This window comes from Pseudomonas sp. PAMC 26793 (genome assembly GCF_000313235.1).
In the GTDB taxonomy this organism is placed as follows: Bacteria; Pseudomonadota; Gammaproteobacteria; order Pseudomonadales; family Pseudomonadaceae; genus Aquipseudomonas; species Aquipseudomonas yamanorum.
The window spans coordinates 97,297-121,113 of record NZ_AMXG01000044.1 but is presented as its reverse complement, the minus strand read 5'-3'; the positions used below and the strand labels follow the sequence as shown (position 1 = coordinate 121,113).

The following is a 23,817-nucleotide window of genomic DNA, read 5'->3' as shown; positions in this document are numbered from 1 at the left end:
CGCGCTTAGCCTGAATGAACGCGGCGCCCTGAAGTTTTTCGCGAGCTAGCTCGCTCCTACAAGGGGTGGTGTGAAGCTTCAGCGAGACGCTTCCCTAATAAATACAAGATTGGAGATAACCATGGCCGAAGCAAAAGTACTCAGTGGAGCCGGCCTGCGTGGCCAGGTTGCCGGGCAGACCGCACTGTCCACCGTGGGCCAGGCCGGTGCCGGCTTGACCTACCGCGGCTACGACGTGCGCGAACTCGCCGCCGACGCGCAGTTTGAAGAAGTCGCCTACCTGCTGCTCTACGGCGAACTGCCGACCAAGGCCGAGCTGGCCGCCTACACCGCCAAGCTCGGCAAACTGCGTGACCTGCCCCAGGCGCTGAAAGAAGTGCTGGAACGCATCCCCGCCGACGCCCACCCGATGGACGTGATGCGCACCGGTTGCTCGTTCCTGGGCAACATCGAGCCGGAGAAAGACTTCTCCGTGCAGCGCGACGTGACCGACCGCCTGCTCGCCGCGTTCCCGGCGATCATGTGCTACTGGTACCGCTTCAGCCACGATGGCCTGCGTATCAATTGCGTGACCGACGAGCCGTCCATCGGCGGCCACTTCCTGCACCTGCTGCACGACAAGAAGCCCAGCGACTTGCACGTCAAGGTGATGAACGTGTCGCTGATCCTCTACGCCGAGCACGAATTCAACGCCTCAACGTTCACCGCCCGTGTGTGTGCGTCGACCCTGTCAGACTTGTATTCCTGCGTCACCGCTGCCATCGGTTCCCTGCGCGGCCCGCTGCACGGCGGGGCCAACGAAGCGGCGATGGAGATGATCGAGCGTTTCTCGTCCGCCCAGGAAGCGGTGGAAGGCACCCTGGGCATGCTGGCGCGCAAGGACAAGATCATGGGCTTCGGCCACGCGATCTATAAAGACAGCGACCCGCGTAATGAAGTGATCAAGGGCTGGTCGAAAAAACTCGCTGAGGAGGTGGGCGACACCGTGTTGTTCCCGGTTTCCGAAGCCATCGACAAGACCATGTGGGAGCAGAAGAAACTGTTCCCCAACGCCGACTTCTACCATGCCTCGGCGTACCACTTCATGGGTATCCCGACCAAGCTGTTCACGCCGATTTTCGTCTGCTCGCGGCTGACAGGATGGGCCGCGCATGTATTTGAACAGCGTGCCAACAACCGCATCATCCGTCCGAGCGCCGAGTACATCGGCGTTGAGCAGCGCAAGTTCGTGCCAATCGAACGTCGCTGAGTGGAGAAACCGCTGATCTCGGGGTGAAACCGGATCAAAAATGTGGGAGCGGGCTTGCTCGCGAAGGCGGTGTGACAGTCGCCATGGGTGTTGAATGACACACCGCCTTCGCGAGCAAGCCCGCTCCCACATTTAGACTGTGTTTCACACTGGATCAGCAACGGTTCTTCCTTTTGCAACTACCGTGACCGAGTCCTGACGATGAACACTGAACACCGCAAACCGCTCCCCGGCAGCCACCTCGATTTCTTTGATGCCCGCGCGGCGGTCGATGCAATCACCCCTGGCGCCTACGCCACACTGCCGTACACCTCCCGCGTACTCGCGGAAAACCTGGTGCGTCGCTGTGACTCAGCGACCCTCAACGCATCCCTGAGCCAACTGATCGAGCGCAAACGCGACCTCGATTTCCCGTGGTTCCCGGCCCGCGTGGTGTGCCACGACATCCTCGGCCAGACCGCCCTGGTGGACCTTGCCGGCCTGCGCGATGCCATTGCCCTGCAAGGCGGTGACCCAGCCCAGGTCAACCCGGTGGTGCCGACCCAACTGATCGTCGACCATTCCCTGGCCGTCGAAGCCGGTGGTTCTGACCCGGAGGCATTCGAGAAAAACCGCGCCATCGAAGACCGCCGCAACGAAGACCGTTTCCACTTTATCGAGTGGACCAAAAAGGCCTTCAAGAACGTCGACGTGATCCCGCCGGGCAACGGCATCATGCACCAGATCAACCTGGAGAAAATGTCCCCGGTGATTCAGGTGCGTGACGGTGTTGCCTTCCCGGACACCTGCGTCGGCACCGACAGCCACACGCCTCACGTTGATGCCTTGGGCGTGATCGCCATCGGTGTCGGCGGCCTCGAAGCGGAGAGCGTGATGCTCGGTCGCGCCTCGTGGATGCGCCTGCCGGAAAGTGTCGGCGTGGAGCTGACGGGCAAGCTGCAACCGGGCATCACCGCCACCGATATGGTGCTGGCGCTGACCGAGTTCCTGCGCAAGCAAAAGGTCGTGGGTGCGTGGCTCGAGTTCTTCGGCGAAGGCGCCTCCGCGCTGACCCTGGGCGACCGCGCCACCATCTCCAACATGGCCCCGGAATACGGCGCCACGGCGGCGATGTTCTACATCGACCAACAGACCATCGCCTACCTCAAGCTCACGGGCCGTGAAGATGAACAAGTCACCCTGGTGGAGCAGTACGCTCGCCACACCGGCCTGTGGGCGGACGACCTCAAGGGCGCGCAATACGAGCGTGGCCTGAGCTTCGATTTGTCCTCGGTGGTGCGCAACATGGCCGGCCCGAGCAACCCCCACGCCCGCGTCGCCACCAGCGACCTGGCGGCCAAGGGCATCTCTGGCCAGTGGGATGACGTGCCGGGGCAAATGCCCGACGGCGCAGTGATCATCGCAGCTATCACCAGCTGCACCAACACCAGCAACCCGCGCAACGTGATTGCCGCCGGCCTGCTGGCGCGCAATGCCAACAAGCTCGGGCTGGCCCGCAAGCCGTGGGTCAAGTCATCCCTGGCGCCGGGTTCGAAAACCGTCGCCATGTACCTCGACGAAGCCGGGTTGACCACCGAACTGGAACAACTGGGTTTTGGTGTCGTGGCGTTTGCCTGCACCACCTGCAACGGCATGTCCGGCGCACTCGACCCGGTGATCCAGCAAGAGATCATCGACCGCGACCTGTACGCCACCGCCGTGCTGTCGGGTAACCGCAACTTCGACGGCCGTATCCACCCGTACGCCAAGCAAGCGTTCCTCGCGTCGCCGCCGCTGGTGGTGGCCTACGCGATTGCCGGCACCATCCGTTTTGATATCGAGAAGGACGTGCTGGGCCTGGATGCCAACGGCAAGGAAATCCGCCTGAAGGACATCTGGCCGAGCGACGAAGAAATCGACGCAGTGGTCAAGGCATCGGTCAAGCCGGAGCAGTTCCGCCAGGTCTACATCCCCATGTTCGCGATCCACGAAGACACCGGCCCGAAGGTCACGCCGCTGTACGACTGGCGCCCGCAGAGCACCTATATCCGTCGTCCGCCGTACTGGGAAGGCGCCCTGGCCGGCGCACGTCCGCTCAAAGGCATGCGTCCGCTGGCGGTGCTGCCGGACAACATCACCACCGATCACCTGTCGCCGTCCAACGCGATCATGCTTGACAGCGCCGCCGGTGAATACCTGGCGAAAATGGGCCTGCCGGAAGTCGACTTCAACTCCTACGCGACCCACCGCGGCGACCACTTGACCGCGCAGCGCGCCACCTTCGCCAACCCGAAACTGTTCAATGAAATGGTGGTTGAAGACGGCAAGGTCAAGCAGGGTTCGCTGGCGCGCCTGGAGCCGGAAGGTAAGGTCACGCGCATGTGGGAAGCCATCGAAACCTACATGGAGCGCAAGCAGCCGCTGATCATCATTGCCGGCGCCGACTACGGCCAGGGCTCGTCCCGGGACTGGGCGGCCAAGGGCGTACGCCTGGCGGGTGTGGAAGCGATCGCCGCCGAAGGTTTCGAGCGCATCCACCGTACCAACCTGGTGGGCATGGGCGTGTTGCCGCTGGAGTTTCTGCCGGGCACCGACCGCAAGACCCTGAAGATCGACGGTACGGAAACCTACGACGTGATCGGCGAACGCACCCCGCGTGCGCAGCTGACCTTATTGATCAACCGCAAGAATGGCGAGCGTGTCGAGGTGCCGGTGACCTGCCGCCTGGACACGGCTGAAGAAGTGTCGATCTACGAGGCGGGCGGCGTGTTGCAACGCTTTGCCCAGGACTTCCTGGAATCGGCTGTTACTGCCTGACAACTGTGGCCGGGGTTTGTGCCCCGGCCCATGAGGATCACCATGGCACACGTACCGCAGATCAAGATTCCCGCCACCTACATGCGTGGCGGTACCAGCAAGGGTGTGTTTTTCAATCTCAAGGATTTGCCCGAATCCGCCCAGGTGCCAGGCACGGCGCGAGATGCGTTGTTGTTGCGGGTGATCGGCAGCCCCGACCCGTACGACAAGCAAATCGACGGCATGGGCGGCGCGACGTCCAGCACCAGCAAAACCGTGATCCTCGCCAAAAGTACCCGCGCCGATCACGACGTGGATTACCTGTTCGGCCAGGTGTCCATCGACAAACCGTTCGTGGACTGGAGCGGCAATTGCGGCAACCTGTCGGCGGCGGTGGGTTCGTTCGCTATCAGCGCCGGCCTGGTAGATGCCGCGCGCATTCCGCACAACGGCGTGGCCGTGGTGCGGGTCTGGCAGGCGAATATTGGCAAGACCATCATCGCCCACATACCGATCACCGATGGTGCCGTGCAGGAAACCGGCGACTTCGAACTCGACGGCGTGACCTTCCCGGCCGCTGAGGTGCAGCTGGAATTCATGGACCCGGCGGCGGAAGAAGAGGGCGGCGGTGGCTCGATGTTTCCTACCGGCAACCTGGTGGATGACCTGGAAGTGCCGGGTGTCGGCACGTTCAAGGCGACGCTGATCAATGCCGGGATTCCCACCATCTTCATCAACGCCCAGGACCTGGGGTACACCGGCACCGAGCTGCAGGGCGCGATCAATAGCGACCCCAAAGCCCTGGCGATGTTTGAAACCATTCGTGCTCACGGCGCGTTGCGCATGGGCTTGATCAAACACCTGGACGAAGCAGCCCAGCGCCAGCACACGCCGAAGGTGGCGTTTGTGGCCCGGCCCGCGGATTACGTAGCGTCCAGCGGCAAGGCGATCAAAGCGGCCGATGTCGACCTGCTGGTGCGGGCGTTGTCCATGGGCAAACTGCACCACGCGATGATGGGCACGGCGGCGGTGGCGATTGGCACGGCGGCGGCGATTTCCGGCACGCTGGTGAATTTGGCAGCGGGCGGCGTGGAGCGCAATGCCGTGCGGTTCGGGCATCCGTCCGGGACGTTGCGGGTAGGCGCCGAGGCCAGCCAGGTCAACGGTGAATGGGTGGTGAAAAAAGCCATCATGAGTCGCAGTGCGCGGGTGCTGATGGAAGGTTTTGTGCGCGTACCCGGCGACGCTTTCTAACCGATCGTTCCCACGCTCTGCGTGGGAATGCATCCCGTGACGCTCTGCGTCACCCTTTTACGGGACGCAGAGCGTCCAAGGCGGCATTCCCACGCAGAGCGTGGGAACGATCACCCTGACCCTGAGGATGGACCACACCTAACCCACTTTGGAGTACTGCCATGAGCGCCAACGTCGACCAGAACAACCGCCCCGACTACGACCAGGTCCTGCAGGACATCGCCGACTATGTCCTGAATTTCAGGATCGAATCCCGCGATGCCCTGGACACCGCCCGCAACTGCCTGATGGACACCCTCGGTTGCGGCCTGCTGGCCCTGCGTTTCCCGGAGTGCACCAAGCACCTGGGGCCGATCGTGGAAGGCACGGTGGTGCCGTTCGGCGCACGGGTGCCGGGCACCTCGTTCCGCCTGGACCCGGTCAAGGCCGCGTGGGACATCGGCTGCATCGTGCGCTGGCTCGACTACAACGACACCTGGCTCGCCGCCGAATGGGGGCATCCCTCGGATAACCTCGGCGGTATTCTCGCGGTCGCCGATCACCTCTCGCAAAAACGCGTGGCCAATGGCGATGCGCCGCTGACCGTGCGGGCCGTGCTGGAGGCGATGATCATGGCCCACGAAATCCAGGGCGTGATCGCCCTGGAAAACTCCTTCAACCGCGTCGGCCTTGACCATGTGTTGCTGGTGAAAGTCGCCTCCACTGCCGTCACCGCCAAACTGATGGGCGCCAACCGTGAGCAACTGCTGTCGGCACTGTCCCAGGCGTTTGTCGACGGCCAAGCATTGCGCACTTATCGCCATGCGCCGAACGCCGGTTCGCGCAAGTCGTGGGCAGCGGGGGATGCGTCGAGTCGCGGGGTACGGCTGGCCGACATCGCCATGCGTGGCGAGATGGGGATTCCCGGTGTCCTGAGCGCGCCGCAGTGGGGCTTTTATGACGTGCTGTTCAGCCACACCAACAAGGACCTGGCGCTCAAGCCCGAAGACAAGCGCGCCTTCAGCCTGTCCCAGCCCTACGGCACGTATGTGATGGAGAACGTGCTGTTCAAGATCAGCTTTCCTGCCGAGTTCCACGCGCAAACCGCCTGTGAAGCGGCGGTCACCTTGTACCCGCACGTGAAGAATCGCCTGCATGAGATCGACCGGATTGTCATCACCACCCACGAGTCGGCGATTCGCATCATCTCCAAGGTCGGGCAGTTGGCCAATGCGGCCGACCGTGATCACTGCCTGCAATACATGACCGCCGTGCCGCTGGCGTTTGGCAATCTGGTGGCCGAGCAATACGAAGATGAGTTCCACGCGGCCCATCCGATCATTGATGAGCTGCGGGAGAAGATGGTCATCGTCGAAGACCCGCGCTATAGCCGCGAATACCTGGAGGCCGACAAGCGCTCCATCGCCAATGCGGTGCAGGTGTTCTTCAAGGATGGATCCAGCACCGAACAGGTGGCCGTGGAATACCCGATTGGCCACCGTCGCCGTCGGGTGGATGGTATTCCGTTGCTGGAAGACAAGTTCAAGGCCAACCTGGCGACCCGGTTTACCGCGCAGCGCAGTGCCGAGATTTTTGCCCTGTGCAAGGATCAGGCGAAGCTTGAGGCCACCCCGGTAAACCGGTTTGTCGATCTGTTCGTCATCTAAAAATGATCGTTACTGATCGTTCCCGCGCTCTGCGTGGGAATGCATCCTGTGACGCTCCGCGTCACCATTGCGCAGGACTCAAGCCTTGCGCCAGCAGTGGAACGCGGAGCGTCCCTGGCGGCATACCCACGCAGAGCGTGGGAACGATCAATGTGTCGAGATCACGCCGTTACATGCTGCCTTCCACATCATCCAGGCTGAACGTCTCGGTATGGTCGTCATAGGAGAAAATCTCCGCATACCGTCCCCAGGCCACCACGCTTTCCAGGGTTTTCTCCACAAAAGCTTCCGTCATCGAGTCTTCCAGTTCCTGCTCGAAGCGCACCCGTGGCGCCCGATGGCCGCTACGTTCAAGCAACACTTGGTGAATGCGCGCGGCCAACGGTACGTGGCGGATCAAATGTTCGGCGAACAGGGTTTTACGCTCCTGGGTGCCGTAGTCGGCGAACAGTTTGCCGGCGTCGGTGAGGGTGATGTCGGCACCCTTGAGTTCGGCAAAACCCAAATGCTCAAGCATCTCTGCCACCGGGAACAGATCGTCGACTTCCAGCAAGCGCCGTTCGGCGACGGTCGGCAGGCCGGCGTGGCCGTTGTAGGGCTCGGCGGCCAGGGTTTCGATCAAGCCGGCCATGAGGTTGGTGGAGACTTCCGGCAACAGGCTGCCCATTTTCAGCTCAGGCAAACCTCTGCTCGCGTCGGCGCTGCGGCGGTCGGTCATCAGGGCGTAGATGTCGTCGACCATTTGCCGGAAGGTCGGGTCCAGGCGGTTGCGCGGGTGCGCAAACGGTACCTTGATCTCGGCCACCACCCGGCCAGGGTTGGACGACAGCACCAGGATGCGGTCGCACATCAACACCGCTTCTTCGATGTTGTGGGTCACGATCAGGATTGATTTGATTGGCAACTGCTTGCCGCTCCACAGATCCAGCAGGTCGGTGCGCAGGGTTTCAGCGGTGAGCACGTCCAGCGCCGAGAACGGTTCGTCCATCAATAGCAGGGTCGGGTTGACCACCAGCCCGCGGGCGAAACCCACGCGCTGGCGCATGCCGCCGGACAGTTCACGGGGGTAGGCGTTTTCAAAACCGTCCAGGCCGATCAGGTCGATGGCCGCCAGGGCGCGCCTGCGGGTTTCCTTGCGCTCCACCTGCAAGGCTTGCAGGCCTGCTTCAACGTTTTCCAGCACGGTCAGCCACGGGAACAGCGCAAAGGTCTGGAACACCATGGCCACGCCTTCGGCCGGGCCGTTGAGCGGCGCGCCGTTGTAGCGTACTTCGCCCGACGACGGCTGGATCAGCCCCGCGATGATGCGCAGCAAGGTCGACTTGCCCGAGCCGGAGCGACCAAGCATGCCGACAATCTCGCCCTCGTGCAGGCTCAAGTCCACGCCGCTGAGGACTTGCAGCTCGTCTTTACCTTTGCCGAACACCCGGTTCACGTTTTTCAACGAGTAGATTTCCGGGGTGTCGGCGGCGTGCTCGGTATAGGTAGTCATCACAGCGAATCCCATCAATTCAGACGAAGTTTGTTTTCAGCCATGGCGTACATCGGCCGCCACACAGCACGGTTGAACGCCACCACGAAGATCGACATCACCACCACGCCCAGGGCGATCTTCGGGAAGTCGCCGGCCGCGGTGGTTTGGGCGATGTAGGCACCCAGCCCGTGGGCGACCACATTGTCCTGGCCCCAGGACACGTACTCGGACACGATACTGGCGTTCCAGGCACCGCCCGAGGCGGTAATGGCCCCGGTGACGTAGTACGGGAAAATCCCCGGCAGCATCACTTTGCGCCACCACAACCAGCCGCGAATGCGGAAGTTGGCGGCGGCTTCCTTGAAGTCATTCGGGAAGGCGCTGGCGCCGGCGATCACGTTGAACAGGATGTACCACTGGGTGCCCAGCACAATCAGCGGGCTCAGCCAGATATCCGGGTTGAGGTTGTAGTGCAGGATCACGATGACGAACACCGGGAACAGCAGGTTCGCCGGAAAGGCCGCGAGAAACTGCGCCAGCGGCTGGATTTTTTCCGCCAGGGCCGGGCGCAAGCCGATCATCACGCCCAGCGGCACCCAGATCAGCGAGGCGATCAGGATCAGGCCAGCCACCCGCAACAGGGTGATCAGGCCCAGCACAAATACATGGCCGACTTCGGCGAGGGTCACTTCGGTGCCGACGTACTGCACGATGTGATACAGCGCATAGGCGGCCAGCAGGGCGATGAGTGCGCCCCACACCCAGTCGATCACTTTTGACGCCCTTGGTGTTTCTGCCGGCAATGCCTTGAGTGCACCGCCCGCCAGGCTGAAGCGTTTGTTGCCAATGCGGCTGATGGCGCGGGTGACAGGCCGCAGGATGCGCTGGACGATGCGCGTGCGCTGGATCAGGTTCAGCAGCCAGGATTGCGGCGCGGCGCCCTGGGAGGCGGTGGTTTCCATGCGGAATTTATCGGCCCAGGCCACCAGCGGGCGGAACAGGAACTGGTCGTAGATCAGGATGACGACAATCATCGCCAGGATCACGTAACCCACGGCGTGCAGGTCTTTCTGGGCAATCGCCAGGGCCAGGTACGAACCTACGCCCGGCAAGGTGATGGTCTTGTCGCCGACGGTAATGGCCTCGGAGGCGACCACGAAAAACCAGCCGCCGGACATGCTCATCATCATGTTCCACACCAGCCCCGGCATGGCGAAGGGCACGTCGAGCTTCCAGAACCGCTGCCAACCGGACAGCCGCAGGTTGGTCGACACTTCCACCAGGTCATGGGGCAGCATGCGCAGCGACTGGTAGAAGCTGAACGTCATGTTCCAGGCCTGGCTGGTGAAAATCGCAAAGATTGCGGCGAACTCCGCACCGAGCACGCGCCCGGGGAACAGCAGCAGGAAGAACGTTACCGTAAACGAGATGTAGCCCAGTACCGGTACCGATTGCAGGATGTCGAGCACGGGCACCAGCAGTTTCTCGGCGCGCCGGCTTTTGGCGGCCAGGGTGCCGTACAACAGGGTGAACACCAGCGCTGCAACCATCGCCGCCAGCATGCGCATCGTGGTGCGCATCGCATATTCCGGCAGGTTGGCCGGGTCGAGGGAGATGACTTCACTTTGCAAGGTGGCGATGGGCGCCCAGGTTTCCCGGGCCGTGATGGAGAAAAACAGTAAAAAGCCGATCACCAGGGGCAGGGCGACCAAGTCCCAGCGGTTGGGCAGCAAGCGCAACGTGGACGCAGGGATATAGTGGCGGAACACTCTGTTCATAGGCAGTCAGTCCTGCAGCGTTCAGGTTCAGGGGCGTGATGGGAGTGAGCTTAGCTGCTGCACGAATCACCCACCGAGAAGGAAGGGCGCTGTTTTCGCGAGTCAGGGGCAACGAGGCGTTGCTGGCGGGATTGTACGTTTCTGAATGTTACAAACACATAAATTTGCTGTCAGTTTCCTGTACGAACGGCGTCTAGGGCGTTGGCACCCTAGCCGCCGTACGGCCGCTATTCGAACCGCAGGATCACCCGGCGGTTGTGCTTGCTCTTCTTCTCGATTTTTTCGCAGAACACCCGGCCGATTTCCTCGGTATTGGTCACATGGGTGCCGCCACAGGGCTGGATGTCGATACCGGGAATCTCGATCACCCGTACCGAGCCCTGGATCACCGGTGGCGCCACCGCCTGGGTGCGGGTGATCTGCAGCAGGGTGGAATACTCCGAGGCGGGCATCGACAGGGTTTTTACCGCGTGGGCCTGTTCGATCAAGGCATTGAGGTCGCGGGTGATGCTCTCTTTGTCGAGGGTCATTTCCGGCAGGTCGAAATCCAGGCGACCCTTGTCGGCACCGATGCTGCAACCGGTCACCGGGGCATCGATGATCGAGCACAGCAGGTGCAGGCAGGTATGCATTTTCATGTGCTGGTAGCGGCGCTCCCAGTCCAGGCTGGCGTCTACCTGCATCCCTGCGGCCAGTTGTTCGGGGCAGTGTTCCACCTGGTGCCAGATGATCGAGCGCAGCACCGGGTCGCGCACGGTGCCGGTGATGTCGATGCGGCTGCCGTCGGGCAGGATGAAGTGCCCGGTGTCGCCCGGCTGGCCGCCACCGGTCGGGTAGAACAGCGTGTGCTCCAGGGCGATCCCCTGTTCGCTGACGGCAATCACCCGCGCACTGAAAGCATTCTGGTAAGGCGCGCTGTCGAACAGCGCGAGGGTTTCCATGGTGTGCACAGACATGTTCAACCTCCGACGATCAGTGGGCTGGCTTGCAGCAGGCGACGAACCATCGCGCTCAAACCAGGGGGAGATAGCAGGGTGATTTCAAATTCGGGCCCGGTCACTTTCAGGTTCAGCGGCAGGCGCGGCGGGTAGGCCGTTGTGTCGATATGGCGCAGGCGGAACTGCAGGTGATGGCGTTCCTTGACCGTCGGCTCCAGCAGCAGGCCGGGCAGGGGATGGAAGTCGGCGTCCAGCACCGTCACTTTGTGGCTCGCATTGACCTCGCCCACCACATGCAGGCGTTCATCGAGGGCAAACGCGCCGAGGTAATTGCTGTGGTCCGACTCGTCGTTTTTCTGGAGCTGGATCTGGTTGACCACCTTGACCTTGGTACCGGCCGGCACGTCCTGGGTGATCACGCAGGAGGGGCTGATAAACACGTTGTCGCCGATCAACACATAACCGAGTACCCGAGCGCCGGAACCGACTTCCACGTTGTTGCCCAGCCGAGGGTGGCGCTTGCCGTCCGGGTTGTTGGCGATGCCCCGGGCGCCGAGGGTCACGCCGCAGAGGATGTAGCAGTCGTTGCCGATCTCGCAGGTTTCGCCGATGACCGTGCCGTAACCGTGGTCCAGCACAAAGCGCCGGCCGATCCGCGCGGCGGGGTGAATTTCGGCGCCGGACAGAATCTTGCCCTGGTTGCTCAGCTTCAGGGCGATGGTGGAAAACACGCCATTGTTTTTGTCCGGGAAATTCCACACCAGGTGCGCCAGCCGGTAGTACAGCACGGCCTTGAACGAGGCGTAGGACTCCAGGATCAGCTCACCGCGGCCACGGGAGGCCGGGTCGCGCCAGGCATAGGCGATCAGGTCTTCGGCCACCGCCTGGGCCGCTGCCTGGATCAGCGGCGCGAGATGCGCCTCCAGCTGCTTCAACTGCGCAGGCGTAAGCGTGGTGATGAGGTGGGTGAGCAACTCATCGTGCAGCTGTTGCATGTCGATAAAGCCCCCCATGGAGGCACCCCCGCAATAGTTGTTATTCAAAACAGGGCAAATAGCTGTCGGCACTGTCGTAGACCATGGTCAGCACGACGGTGTCGGTGGGCAGCTCCGGCGCCAGCTTGGCGATGGCTACCATGTTCGCGGCCGACGACAGCCCGAGGCTGATGGCATCGGTGCGCATGATGCGTTTGATCATGTCGAGGCATTCCTGGCGCGAGACCTTGAGCATTGCGTCAATGATCGCGACGTTGAGAATGCTCGGGATCAACCCGATGGACAGGCCCTGGATATGGTGCGGCGCGTGGCGGTCGCTGAGCAGGTCACATTCTTCCGGCTCCACCCCCATGACGCGGATTGCCGGCCAGGTGCTCTTGAGGGTTTCGCCGATGCCGGTGATATGGCCACCAGTGCCGATGCCGCTGACGAAGTAGTCCACCCGCAGCTCGCCGAAGGCGCGGATGATTTCCCGGGCGGTGGTGTCACGGTGGGTCTGCGGGTTGGCGCCGTTGCGCTGCTGGTTGAGCATCACGTAGCTGGGGTTTTCCAACTGCAGCTCCATGCACTTTTCGCCGTGGGAATTGTTGCCCTGGCGGCTGTCCGACAGCACCACCTTGGCGCCGTACAGGCGCAGCAGTTTCTGCTTTTCCGGGCTGTAGTTGTCGGGGATCACCAGCACCACCTTGTAGCCCAGCACGTTGCCGGCCATCACCAGGCCGATGCCGGTGTTGCCGCCGCTGGGTTCGATGATGGTTTGCCCGGAGCCGCGAATCAGAATGCCCCGGCGCTCGGCGTCGAGGATCATCCCCAGGGCGATGCGCGCTTTGTGGCTGCCACCGGGGTTGAGGGATTCCAGCTTGGCGTAGACCTCAATGCCAAGGTCTTCGGAAAACTGTTCCAGGCGCACGATGGGCGTTTGGCCAATGGCGTCGAGTATCGAGTTATGCAACATCAAGTAAGAGCCCATGGCCGCTGATCAGTACAAAGGCATGTCGGGTTCGACGTCGCGAACCCAGTGTTTCATGCCGCCTTGCAGTACTTTGGTGTTGGCGAATCCGGCGGCCAGCAACGTGCTGGCGGCTTGCTCCGCACGGGTTCCGGCGTAGCAGATGAGGTAGTGGGTGTTGTCGCGGCTGAGGTTGGCGAGTTGCCCGTCGAGTTCAGCCAGCGGGATGTGCACCACCCCCGGCAGTTTGCACACTTCCAGCTCACTGGCGTCACGCACGTCCAGCAGCACGTCGGCCTTGCTGTGTCGTTCGAGCAGTTGCTTGAGCACCCGCGGCTTGATGTAGCGCTCTTCAGCCAGGGACGGTTGGCTTGGCATGGCGTCGGCGCAGGCAGCGGGTGCGAGGGTTTGGGTGTGGCGCAGTTCGGAACAGCAGGGGCAGTCGGCGCGGCGCTTGAAGCGGATCTCGCTGAACTTCATCGCCAGCGCATCAAAGCGCATCAGCCGGCCCGAGAGGGGGTCGCCAATGCCTATCAACAGCTTGATCGCCTCGGTGGCCTGGATCATCCCGACCACGCCTGGCAATACGCCGATGACGCCGCCGGCGCTGCAGTTGGGTGCCAGTTCCGCCGGCGGGGCCTGGGGAAACAGGCAGCGGTAGCACGGCCCGCCTTTGTAGTTGAGCACGCTGATCTGCCCGTCGAAGCGGTAGATGGCGCCGTACACCAACGGCTTGCCCAACTGCACGCAAGCGTCGTTGACCAGGTAGCGGGTTTCGAAATTGTCGGTGCCGTCGATCACCAGGTCATAGGCGCCCACCAGTTCCAGGGCGTTGTCGGTGTTGAAGGCGGTGTCGTAGGTGTTGATCTGGATGTGGCTGTTCAGGTCCTGCAGGCGTTGCTTGGCGGACTCCACCTTGGGCAGGCCCAGGGTGCTGTTGCCGTGGACGATCTGGCGTTGCAGGTTGCTGCTTTCCACCACGTCGAAATCCACCAGCCCCAGGGTGCCGATGCCGGCCGCCGCCAGGTACAGGCTGATGGGCGAACCGAGGCCGCCGGTGCCGATGATCAGCACCTTGGCTTTCTTCAGGTTCAGTTGGCCTTCGCGGCCGACGCCGGGCAGGGTGATGTGGCGCACGTAGCGCTGCACTTCCTCGTTGCTCAGTTGGTCGACGTCCATGCCGCCGGAGGTGGCCAGCAGCACTTCGATTTTGGCCTTTTCGGGCAACCGGTCGTTGGCGTCGATCAGTGCCTCTTCGGCGGTGAACAGGAAATGTTCCTTGAGCTGGTTATTCTCGTAGAGCAGGTGCGCCCGCAATTGCGGGTGCTCAATGCAGAGGTTTTCAATGACTTCGCGCAATGTCGATCCGGCACCCTCGAGGGTCGATGCTGGCAGCTTGGCCACGCGGACCAGGATGTCGGGGAAAGAGACAGCGTTCATGCACAACTCCGTTTGCAGGTCGTTGAAGGGTTTTTGGGCGAAGCGCTTGCCATCCCAGGCAAACAGCTTGGAACCTTGGGTCTTGCCCTGGCGAACATCGACCACCAGGTAACTTACGGGGTAGATCGGCTCGCCCATGAAGAGGGCTTTGTCCTGGTCTTCGTCGCTGAAATACGCGCCGACGTCAGGGTGGGAGTGGTAGATCACCACCACCGGGTTATCACTGCGAAACGCCTTGTTCATCATCAGCGTGTCGGCCACCGAAAAGGTGTAGCCGTTGGCTGCGCTGCGTGAATACATCTCGGGGTTCTTGCGGTGCAGCTCGTTCTGGATGTTGCTGCCCAGGTGCACGCTGCCATCGGCGAAAACGAAACCGCAGCATTCCTCGGGGTAGCTGCGGTCGGCGTGGGCGTAAATCTGCTCCAGGGCGGTTGGGCTCAGGACCGTCATCTCAGTTTTTCTTCGCCAGGAGCTTTTCGATGGGCAGCTTGGTAATGGCAAAACCGGCCAGCAGGATCGCCGAATACATCATCAGGTCCTTGGAGATCTGCACGCCTTCGTACCAGGCACCGATGATCACCGCGAACACCGGGAAGATGATGAACACGAAGGACAGAATGATCGGGCTCAGGCGCTTGAGCAGCATGAAATACACGATAAACCCACCCACCGACGCCACCAGGCCAAGGTAGAACAGCGCACTCCAGGAGCGCAGGGTGATGTCTTCAAAGGTCGGTGTTTCAAAGAAAAGCCCGGCAACAAACAGCATCAGCCCGGCGATGCCGATGGGCAGGGTGTTGTAGGTGATCACGCTGATGGCGCTGCCTTGTTTCTTGGTAATCACGTAGCACAAGGCATGCATGATCGCGGCGGCCAGGATCGCCAGCACCCCGAAGAACTCGGCATGGTCCAGGTGCAGGCCCTGGCTCTTGATGATCATGTACAGGCTGCCGAAACCGATGGCGATACCGACCACCTGTGAAAAGTAGATGCGCTCACGCAGGAACAGCGCGGAGAAAATCAGGATAAACACCGGCATGCAACTGAACAGCAGCGCGGTGAGGCCGGACGAGACATGCATCTCGCCGTAATTGAGCAGGTAATACGGAACACTGAAGTAGGACAGCGTCACAAACACGAAGAACCAGCGGCTTTCCCGGGGAAACAGAATCGGCTCGCGGCGCACCCAGGCGAAACACAGGAACAGCGGAAACGCGATCAAAAACCGCAGCCCGGCAGAGGTCAGCGGCGGCACGCTCTCCACGGCGATCTTGATGCCCAGCCAGGTGGTGCCCCAGCTCAGGCACACGATCAGAAACATGACGCTGGTAATCAGCCCAGCCAACCACTGCTTGTGAGTTTTTGTTTTTTCAGCATTTTCGAGAACGGCGGACATTGGCATCGTGACATTGCTTCCATGAGACCGAATTGACCTCTATATTGAGTGCCTTGATTCGGTGATTGAACCCGTAAAAGCACACTATTAGGGCGAAAGATGGCTGTCAAAACAAATATTGACATGGTGTCAATTATGCGAGAAGGACTCTCCAACGGGCAGGGCGTGAAGTACAAGCGCCTGTCCGATGTCATGGAGCGGGGCATTCTTGAAGGCTTGATTGAACCGGGAAGAAAGCTGCCGCCTCATCGGGTGCTTTCCGACAATCTGGGGGTCACTATCGGCACCATCAGCCGAGCCTACGGTGAGCTGGAGCGGCTGGGGCTGGTGGTGGCGCGGGTGGGTGACGGCACCTTCGTGCGCAAGCGTGGGATGGAGCGCCAACGGGATGAAGGCTTTCGCAACTTCAGCGACGAGCCGCGGCAGTACTTTGATATGAGCCGCAACATGCATATCCCGGGGCAGGAAACCACGTTCCTGGCCCAGAGCTTTCAAACGCTGGCCACTAACGCCAAGTTTTTGCAGGACATTAGTGCCTACACCCCGGATGCCGGCCTGCCGCGCTACCGGGCAGCGGGTGCCCAGTGGCTGGTGCAGCGGGACTTCCATCCGATTCCCGAGCAAGTGATCTGCGTGAACGGTGGCCAGCATGGGCTGCTGTGTGCACTGATGGCACTGTTACGGGCGGGCGACACGGTGGTCACCGAACAGTTGACCTACCCGGGGCTGATCACCGCCGCGCGCATGTTGGGGATACGCCTGATCGGCCTGGAAATGGATGAAGAAGGGCTGCTGCCAGGGGCGCTGGATGAAGTCTGTCGCAATCACCGGGTTTCGGCGTTGTACTGCACTCCGACCATCCAGAATCCCACGACAGCGGTGCTGTCGGTCGCGCGCCGTGAGGCGCTGGTCAAGGTGTGCCGTGAACACAACCTGCTGATTCTCGAGGACGAGGCCCACGGCGTATTGGTGGAAGATCGCCCACCGCCCCTGAGCCATTTCGCCCCGGAACGTACGATTCTGATCAGCAGCCTGAGCAAGGCGGTATCGGCGGGGTTGCGTGTTGGGTACGTGCACGCACCGCCGGCGCTGGTCAGCCGGATTTCTGCGGCCTTGCGTTCCACCTGCTGGATGGCCACGCCGGTCACCCTGGAATTGGCCACGCAGTGGATCGAGAACGGCACGGCAGAACACCTGCTGCACCAGCAGATTCAGGAAATCAGCCGACGCAAGGCACTGGTTGAAGGGTTGTTGATCGGGTTGGAGTACCGCACTCATCTGAACAGCCCGCACTTCTGGATCGAGGTCCCGGAGCCGTGGCGTGCCTCGGAAATAGAGGCGGAGTTGAAGCAGAACAATTACCTGATCGCGACAGCCGAGGCTTTTGCGGTGGGGCAGACGGCGGTGCCGCAGTTTATCCGGGCGAGTATCTGCAACACCTCGGGAGATGATCAGTTGTTGCTGGATGGGTTTGATGCGCTGGCGACGGCGCTGGGGCAGGGGGGAGGGCGGTTTCACTTGTGAACCCAACGGCTTGTGTGAACATGGCCCCTGTGGCGAGGGAGCTTGCTCCCGCTGGGCTGCGAAGCAGCCCCAAGGCCATTCACTAAATACCAGTCGTCTGGTTTGCGACTGCTGCGCAGTCGAGCGGGAGCAAGCTCCCTCGCCACAGAAGCTCCCTCGTCACACAAGCACCTTGGCCAGAAAGCGGAGTTATTTAAACCGCCGCTCCACCCCTTTCTCCACCAGAATCTTCGCCGAAATCTCTTCCACCGAAAAATGCGTGGAATTGATGTGCGCAATATTCTCCCGGCGGAACAGGTTTTCCACTTCCCGCACTTCAAATTCGCACTGCGCATAGCTGGAGTAACGGCTGTTGGGCTTGCGCTCATTGCGGATCGCCGTCAGCCGGTCCGGGTCAATGGTCAGCCCGAACAGCTTGTGCTGGTGCGCGCGCAGGGCGCTTGGCAGCGTCAGGTGCTCCATGTCGTCTTCGGTCAGCGGGTAGTTGGCCGCGCGAATCCCGAATTGCATGGCCATATAAAGGCAGGTCGGCGTCTTGCCGCAGCGGGACACGCCCACCAGGATCAAATCAGCCTTGTCGTAGTAGTGGGTGCGGGCGCCGTCGTCGTTGTCGAGGGCAAAGTTCACCGCCTCGATCCGCTCCATATAGTTGGAGTTGTGGCCGATGGAGTGAGATTTTCCGACGGAGTATGACGAATGTTCACTTAACTCTTGTTCCAGCGGCGCCAGGAAGGTAGAGAAGATGTCGATCATGAAACCATTGGAGGTGGCAAGGATCTCACGAATGTCCTGATTGACGATGGTGTCGAAAATGATCGGACGAAATCCGTCTTTTTCGGCGGCCAGATTGATTTGTTGTACCATGGCCCGCGCTTTATCCACGCTATCGATATAGGGTCGCGTGAATTTGCTGAAGGTAATGTTTTCGAACTGCGCCAGCAGGCTTTGACCCAGGGTTTCGGCTGTAATGCCGGTGCCGTCGGAGATAAAGAAAGCAGATCGTTTCATTTGAGCCTTGGGCCTTAAGCTGATGACGAATCTTGGATATGATAGGCGCGATTTTGCCGTCCCGCAGTGGGCCGCATTCTCACTTATTTTCCAGGTCCAGGCCACAAACGCCGGTAACTGCTCCTACTGAGCCGCCGGCGTCCTGAGCTTTTCCAACACAGAAAGTGGAGAGATCACCTTGGTAGAGTACGTAGTTTCCCTCGATAAGCTCGGCGTCCATGATGTAGAGCACGTAGGGGGCAAGAACGCATCCCTGGGCGAGATGATCAGTAATCTTGCGGGCGCCGGTGTATCGGTGCCAGGTGGTTTTGCCACCACCGCCCAGGCTTACCGTGATTTCCTCGAGTTGAGCGGCCTCAACGATCAGATCCACGCCGCCCTCGATGCGTTGGACGTCGATGATGTCAACGCCCTGGCCAAGACCGGCGCCCAGATCCGTCAATGGATCATGGAAGCCGAGTTCCCCGAGAAGCTCAACGCCGAGATTCGCACCGCGTTTGCCACGCTGTCGGCCGGTAACCCGGACATGGCCGTCGCCGTGCGCTCCTCGGCCACCGCCGAAGACCTGCCAGACGCCTCCTTTGCCGGCCAGCAGGAAACCTTCCTGAACATCCGCGGTGTGGAAAACGTGATCCGCGCGGCCAAGGAGGTGTTCGCCTCCCTCTTTAACGATCGCGCCATTTCCTACCGCGTACACCAGGGTTTCGACCACAAGCTGGTGGCCCTGTCTGCTGGTGTGCAGCGCATGGTGCGTTCGGAAACCGGTACCGCCGGCGTGATGTTCACCCTGGACACTGAGTCGGGCTTCCGCGACGTGGTATTCATCACCGGCGCCTACGGCCTCGGCGAGACCGTCGTACAAGGCGCGGTGAACCCGGACGAATTCTACGTCCACAAACACACCCTTGAAGCCGGCCGCCCGGCCATCCTGCGCCGCAACCTGGGCAGCAAGGCGATCAAGATGATCTACGGCGACGAGGCCAAGGCCGGTCGCTCGGTGAAAACCGTTGATGTCGACAAGGCCGAACGCGCGCGTTTCTGCCTGACCGACGCCGAAGTCAGCGAATTGGCCAAGCAGGCGATGATCATCGAGAAGCACTACAAGTGCCCGATGGACATCGAATGGGCCAAAGACGGCGACGACGGCAAGCTGTACATCGTTCAGGCCCGTCCTGAAACCGTGAAGAGCCGCACTTCGGCCAACGTCATGGAACGCTACCTGTTGAAAGAAACCGGCACCGTGCTGGTGGAAGGCCGTGCCATCGGCCAGCGCATCGGCGCCGGCAAGGTGCGGATCATCAAGGACGTGTCCGAGATGGACAAGGTCCAGCCTGGCGACGTACTGGTCTCCGACATGACCGACCCGGACTGGGAACCGGTGATGAAACGCGCCAGCGCCATCGTCACCAACCGTGGCGGGCGCACCTGCCACGCGGCGATCATCGCCCGTGAACTGGGGATTCCGGCAGTGGTGGGCTGCGGCAACGCGACCCAACTGTTGAAAGACGGCCAGGGCGTGACCGTATCCTGCGCGGAAGGCGACACCGGCTTTATCTTCGAAGGTGAGCTGGGCTTCGACATCAAGCAAAACTCCATCGACGCCATGCCGGACCTGCCGTTCAAGATCATGATGAACGTCGGCAACCCGGACCGCGCCTTCGACTTCGCGCAGTTGCCGAACGCCGGTGTGGGCCTGGCCCGCCTCGAGTTCATCATCAACCGCATGATCGGCGTGCACCCCAAGGCGTTGTTGAACTACGACGGCTTGCCGCCGGACATCAAGGAAAGCGTCGACAAGCGCATCGCCGGCTACAACGACCCGGTGGGTTTCTATGTCGAGAAGCTGGTGGAAGGCATCAGTACCCTGGCAGCGGCGTTCTACCCGAAAAAAGTCATTGTGCGGCTGTCGGACTTCAAGTCCAACGAATACGCCAACCTGATCGGCGGCAAGCTCTACGAGCCGGAAGAAGAAAACCCGATGCTGGGCTTCCGTGGCGCCTCGCGTTACATCAGCGAAGCGTTCCGCGACTGCTTCGAGTTGGAATGCCGCGCCCTCAAGCGCGTGCGCAACGAGATGGGCCTGACCAACGTCGAAATCATGGTGCCATTCGTGCGCACCCTGGGTGAGGCGAGCCAGGTGGTGGACCTCCTGGCAGAAAACGGCCTGTCCCGTGGCGAGAACGGCCTGCGCGTCATCATGATGTGCGAGCTGCCGTCCAACGCCATCCTGGCCGAAGAGTTCCTGGAGTTCTTCGACGGCTTCTCCATCGGCTCCAACGACCTGACCCAGCTGACCCTGGGCCTGGACCGCGACTCGGGGATCATTGCCCACCTGTTTGACGAGCGTAACCCTGCGGTCAAGAAGCTGCTGGCCAACGCCATCCAGGCGTGCAACAAGGCTGGCAAGTACATCGGGATCTGCGGCCAAGGCCCTTCCGATCACCCGGACCTGGCCAAATGGCTGATGGAACAGGGCATCGAAAGCGTCTCGCTGAACCCTGATTCCGTACTGGAAACCTGGTTCTTCCTGGCTGAAGGTCAAGCGCCGGCGTAAAACGCAGCACCCCAAAGTGCCGGTCAACCTTGCGGTTGGCCGGCATTTCTCATTCTGTACAGGGCGGAACTCCTTCCGGACGCCGCCCTTTTTTGTGCAAGAGCATTATGCAAAGCAGCAGCAACCTGTTTCCCGTCGCCTTGATCAGCGCTGAGCGTCGTGGCGACCTGAGTGAAGACGTGTATCGGCTCAAACCCGGCAACAGCCCCGACGGCACCGTCGAGCTGGCCGTGACCCGCCTGGGCCTGGCTGATGTCCCGGAAAACCGGGGCGTGCCGGTGGTTTTGTTGCACGGCAGTTTCTCCAACCGACGCTTCTGGTATTCGCCCAAGGGCATTGGCCTGGGTGCCTACCTGGCGCGCGAGGGGTTCGACGTCTGGATCCCGGAAATGCGCGGCCATGGGTTGTCCCGGCGTAATCAGGCCTATGCCAAAAATCGCGTCGCCGACTATGCGCGCTACGATTTGCCGGCCATTGCGGCGTTTGTGCGTGAGCAAAGCGGGCAGATTCCCCACTGGATCGGGCATTCCCTGGGTGGCACGACCTTGGCTGCCGCCCTGGGTGGACAGCATCTGGGCGCGCCGGCGGTGGCCTCGGTGGCGCTGTTTGGCTGCCAGGTCAGCCGCACCCATTGGCCGTTGAAACTGCCACCAGTGGAATGGACCGGTCGCCTGCTCTTGAAACGTTTTGGCGAGTTGTCTGGTTCCCGGTTGAAACGCGGCCCAGAGGACGAGCCGGCGGGGGTTCTGATTGAAGCCATGCGCTGGAATGGTCTGTTCGGCCGTTTTGGCGAAGGGAAGCAGGACTGGTGGAAAGGCCTGGCAGACGTCGACGTGCCGCTATTGGCGGTGAGCGCTGCCGGCGATCACCAGGACCCGGACTGGGCCTGTCGCAAGCTCTTCGAACAGATTGGCTCCGAGCATCGCCAGTACTTGTGCCTGGGGCGCCAGCAAGGGTTCAGCGGGGATTTCGGGCATGTCGAGATGCTTGTCAGCAAGGCCGCCCAGGCTGAGGTGTGGCCGTTAGTGAGGCGTTGGTTGAAAGATCCGCTCACACCTTTGATGGAGGCGCAGTCTCAGGAACTCGCAGCAGTTTGAGCGCAAGGCTCTATCAGGGGCGTTTCGCTTGTTTGCCGTAGCGGCTAAGATATGACGCGCTGGATGGTTCTGGTCATATTCAGTCGCGCAGTGGGTCTTGCGTTGCTGTCCGATGGGCCCGACTATTCGACCCGGATTAAAGAACCTTCACGGCAAAGCGTTTCCAGATGTAAGTAAACAGTGGGATGTTTGACACCTTCTTTCACCTACAGGAGTTTCTCGATGAACCATTACCTTACCCCCGACCTGTGCGATGCCTACCCGGAGCTGGTGCAGGTGGTTGAGCCGATGTTCAGCAATTTCGGCGGCCGAGACTCCTTTGGTGGCGAGATCGTGACCATCAAGTGCTTTGAAGACAATTCCCTGGTCAAGGAGCAAGCCGAACTCGACGGCACCGGCAAGGTGCTGGTGGTCGATGGCGGTGGTTCCCTGCGCCGCGCGTTGCTGGGCGACATGATCGCCGAGAAAGCCGCGAAAAACGGCTGGGAAGGGCTGGTGATCTACGGCTGCATCCGTGATGTCGACGTGATCGCCCAAACCGACCTGGGCGTGCAGGCCCTGGCCAGCCATCCGATGAAGACTGACAAGCGCGGTATCGGCGATTTGAACGTGGCGGTGACCTTCGCCGGCGTGACCTTCCGCCCGGGCGAGTACGTGTATGCCGACAATAACGGCGTGATCGTCTCCCCCAGCCCGCTGAAAATGCCTGAATAAATAGCAGTAGCCGACAGGGGTGAGGATGTTCGAGGAAGAAAACGCGCAGTGGGGGCTGGTGCATGCCCTGGTGCTGGACGGTAAAGGTGGTGCGCGTTCGATTGCCCGGACAGAGCTTGATGAGCTGCAACTGCAGCCTCAGGAAAGCCTGTGGCTGCATTGGGACCGTAGTCACCCGCAGACCCAGACCTGGTTGCGCAAATCCAGTGGCTTGAGCGAGTTCGCCTGTGACCTGCTGCTGGAGGAGAACACCCGCCCGCGCCTGTTGCCACTGCCGGACGCTGAGCTGCTGCTGTTTTTACGCGGGGTGAACCTCAATCCCGGTGCCGAACCGGAAGACATGGTCTCGGTGCGGATCTTTGCCTCGGCGGCGCGGGTGATTTCCCTGCGTTTGCGCCCGTTGCGCGCCACCGACGAGTTGCTGGTGCAACTGGCGGACGGTAAGGGACCGAAGACGTCCTCGGAACTGGTCCTTTATATGGCGCAGTACCTGACCAACAAGGTTCAGGATCTGGTCAGCGACTTGTCCGAAATCGTCGATATCGAAGAAGAAAAACTGGATGCCGACGAACGGTATACCCCGGAGCATGGCAGCGTTTTGCAGATCCGTCGGCGCGCCGCCGGGCTGAAACGTTTCCTGTCGCCGCAGCGGGATATTTTCGCGCAGTTGACCCGGATCAAGTTGCCCTGGTTCTGTGACGACGATGCTGACTACTGGAACGAATTGAACAACAGCCTGACCCGTTACCTGGAAGAGCTGGAATTGGCTCGGGAGCGCGTGGGGCTTGTGCTTGAGACCGAAGACCGGCGTTTGAGCCTGCGCATGAACCGCACCATGTACCGTTTCGGAATCATCACCGGGATCTTCCTGCCGATGAGTTTTCTCACCGGTTTGCTGGGGATCAATGTGGGGGGGATTCCGTTCGCTTCCAACCCTTACGGATTCCTGATTGCCTGCCTGATGATGGTCTCGGTGGCGCTTGGGCAGTGGTGGTTGTTTCGACGGTTACGTTGGGTTTGAGCTGA

At 61.3% G+C, this 23,817-nt stretch carries 17 protein-coding genes; 9 read left to right on the top strand and 8 right to left on the bottom strand.

The window, feature by feature from the left end; all coding sequences use genetic code 11:
* Positions 1-121: 121 nt before the first annotated feature.
* The 4 genes from prpC (at position 122) to prpD (ending at position 6,924) form a co-directional block, all read left to right on the top strand.
* On the top strand, positions 122-1,249 hold the full coding sequence (gene prpC, locus D109_RS0123835; RefSeq protein WP_017479091.1) for a 2-methylcitrate synthase: 1,128 nt from the start codon (positions 122-124) through the stop codon (positions 1,247-1,249).
* A 201-nt stretch (positions 1,250-1,450) separates the two neighbouring features.
* Positions 1,451-4,045, top strand: coding sequence for a Fe/S-dependent 2-methylisocitrate dehydratase AcnD (acnD, locus tag D109_RS0123830; protein ID WP_017479090.1), 2,595 nt, complete (start codon positions 1,451-1,453; stop codon positions 4,043-4,045).
* Positions 4,046-4,087: 42 nt separating this feature from the next.
* Positions 4,088-5,278, top strand: coding sequence for a 2-methylaconitate cis-trans isomerase PrpF (gene prpF / locus D109_RS0123825; RefSeq protein WP_017479089.1), 1,191 nt, complete (start codon positions 4,088-4,090; stop codon positions 5,276-5,278).
* A gap of 161 nt (positions 5,279-5,439) precedes the next feature.
* Positions 5,440-6,924, top strand: a complete 1,485-nt coding sequence (prpD, locus tag D109_RS0123820; protein WP_017479088.1) for a 2-methylcitrate dehydratase — start codon at positions 5,440-5,442, stop codon at positions 6,922-6,924.
* A 169-nt stretch (positions 6,925-7,093) separates the two neighbouring features.
* Here prpD and D109_RS0123815 read toward each other — a convergent pair whose 3' ends face one another.
* The 7 genes from D109_RS0123815 to D109_RS0123785 all read right to left on the bottom strand — a co-directional run bounded on the left by D109_RS0123815 (position 7,094) and on the right by D109_RS0123785 (position 15,843).
* Complete coding sequence (locus tag D109_RS0123815) at positions 7,094-8,416, bottom strand: AAA-associated domain-containing protein (protein ID WP_017479087.1); 1,323 nt, start codon at positions 8,414-8,416, stop codon at positions 7,094-7,096.
* A gap of 14 nt (positions 8,417-8,430) precedes the next feature.
* On the bottom strand, positions 8,431-10,176 hold the full coding sequence (locus D109_RS0123810) for an ABC transporter permease subunit (RefSeq protein ID WP_017479086.1): 1,746 nt from the start codon (positions 10,174-10,176) through the stop codon (positions 8,431-8,433).
* Between the two features lie 227 nt (positions 10,177-10,403).
* A complete protein-coding gene (locus tag D109_RS0123805) occupies positions 10,404-11,132 on the bottom strand; it encodes an alanyl-tRNA editing protein (protein ID WP_017479085.1) in 729 nt (242 codons plus the stop codon).
* A 2-nt stretch (positions 11,133-11,134) separates the two neighbouring features.
* On the bottom strand, positions 11,135-12,127 hold the full coding sequence (locus D109_RS0123800) for a serine O-acetyltransferase (RefSeq protein WP_017479084.1): 993 nt from the start codon (positions 12,125-12,127) through the stop codon (positions 11,135-11,137).
* Between the two features lie 22 nt (positions 12,128-12,149).
* Positions 12,150-13,064, bottom strand: a complete 915-nt coding sequence (locus D109_RS0123795; RefSeq protein WP_026078183.1) for a PLP-dependent cysteine synthase family protein — start codon at positions 13,062-13,064, stop codon at positions 12,150-12,152.
* 24 nt (positions 13,065-13,088) lie between these two features.
* Positions 13,089-14,948, bottom strand: a complete 1,860-nt coding sequence (moeB, locus tag D109_RS0123790; RefSeq protein WP_017479082.1) for a molybdopterin-synthase adenylyltransferase MoeB — start codon at positions 14,946-14,948, stop codon at positions 13,089-13,091.
* 1 nt (position 14,949) lies between these two features.
* Positions 14,950-15,843 (bottom strand): DMT family transporter, encoded by an 894-nt coding sequence (locus D109_RS0123785; protein WP_177071781.1) that lies wholly within the window; start codon positions 15,841-15,843, stop codon positions 14,950-14,952.
* A gap of 150 nt (positions 15,844-15,993) precedes the next feature.
* Here D109_RS0123785 and D109_RS0123780 point away from each other — a divergent pair, with 150 nt between their 5' ends.
* Positions 15,994-17,418 (top strand): PLP-dependent aminotransferase family protein, encoded by a 1,425-nt coding sequence (locus tag D109_RS0123780; RefSeq protein ID WP_017479080.1) that lies wholly within the window; start codon positions 15,994-15,996, stop codon positions 17,416-17,418.
* A 189-nt stretch (positions 17,419-17,607) separates the two neighbouring features.
* On the opposite strand, the gene D109_RS0123775 is transcribed toward D109_RS0123780, so the two are convergent.
* Complete coding sequence (locus tag D109_RS0123775) at positions 17,608-18,426, bottom strand: pyruvate, water dikinase regulatory protein (protein WP_003215001.1); 819 nt, start codon at positions 18,424-18,426, stop codon at positions 17,608-17,610.
* A gap of 178 nt (positions 18,427-18,604) precedes the next feature.
* Here D109_RS0123775 and ppsA point away from each other — a divergent pair, with 178 nt between their 5' ends.
* The 4 genes from ppsA (at position 18,605) to D109_RS0123755 (ending at position 23,812) form a co-directional block, all read left to right on the top strand.
* A complete protein-coding gene (ppsA, locus tag D109_RS0123770; RefSeq protein ID WP_026078182.1) occupies positions 18,605-20,980 on the top strand; it encodes a phosphoenolpyruvate synthase in 2,376 nt (791 codons plus the stop codon).
* A 107-nt stretch (positions 20,981-21,087) separates the two neighbouring features.
* Positions 21,088-22,077, top strand: coding sequence for an alpha/beta fold hydrolase (locus tag D109_RS0123765; RefSeq protein ID WP_017479078.1), 990 nt, complete (start codon positions 21,088-21,090; stop codon positions 22,075-22,077).
* Positions 22,078-22,299: 222 nt separating this feature from the next.
* Positions 22,300-22,791: a ribonuclease E activity regulator RraA gene (gene rraA / locus D109_RS0123760; RefSeq protein ID WP_017479077.1), complete on the top strand. Its 492-nt coding sequence runs from the start codon at positions 22,300-22,302 to the stop codon at positions 22,789-22,791.
* A 25-nt stretch (positions 22,792-22,816) separates the two neighbouring features.
* The gene (locus D109_RS0123755; protein WP_017479076.1) at positions 22,817-23,812 is read left to right on the top strand and encodes a zinc transporter ZntB; all 996 of its coding nucleotides are present in this window, start codon (positions 22,817-22,819) and stop codon (positions 23,810-23,812) included.
* Positions 23,813-23,817: the final 5 nt, after the last annotated feature.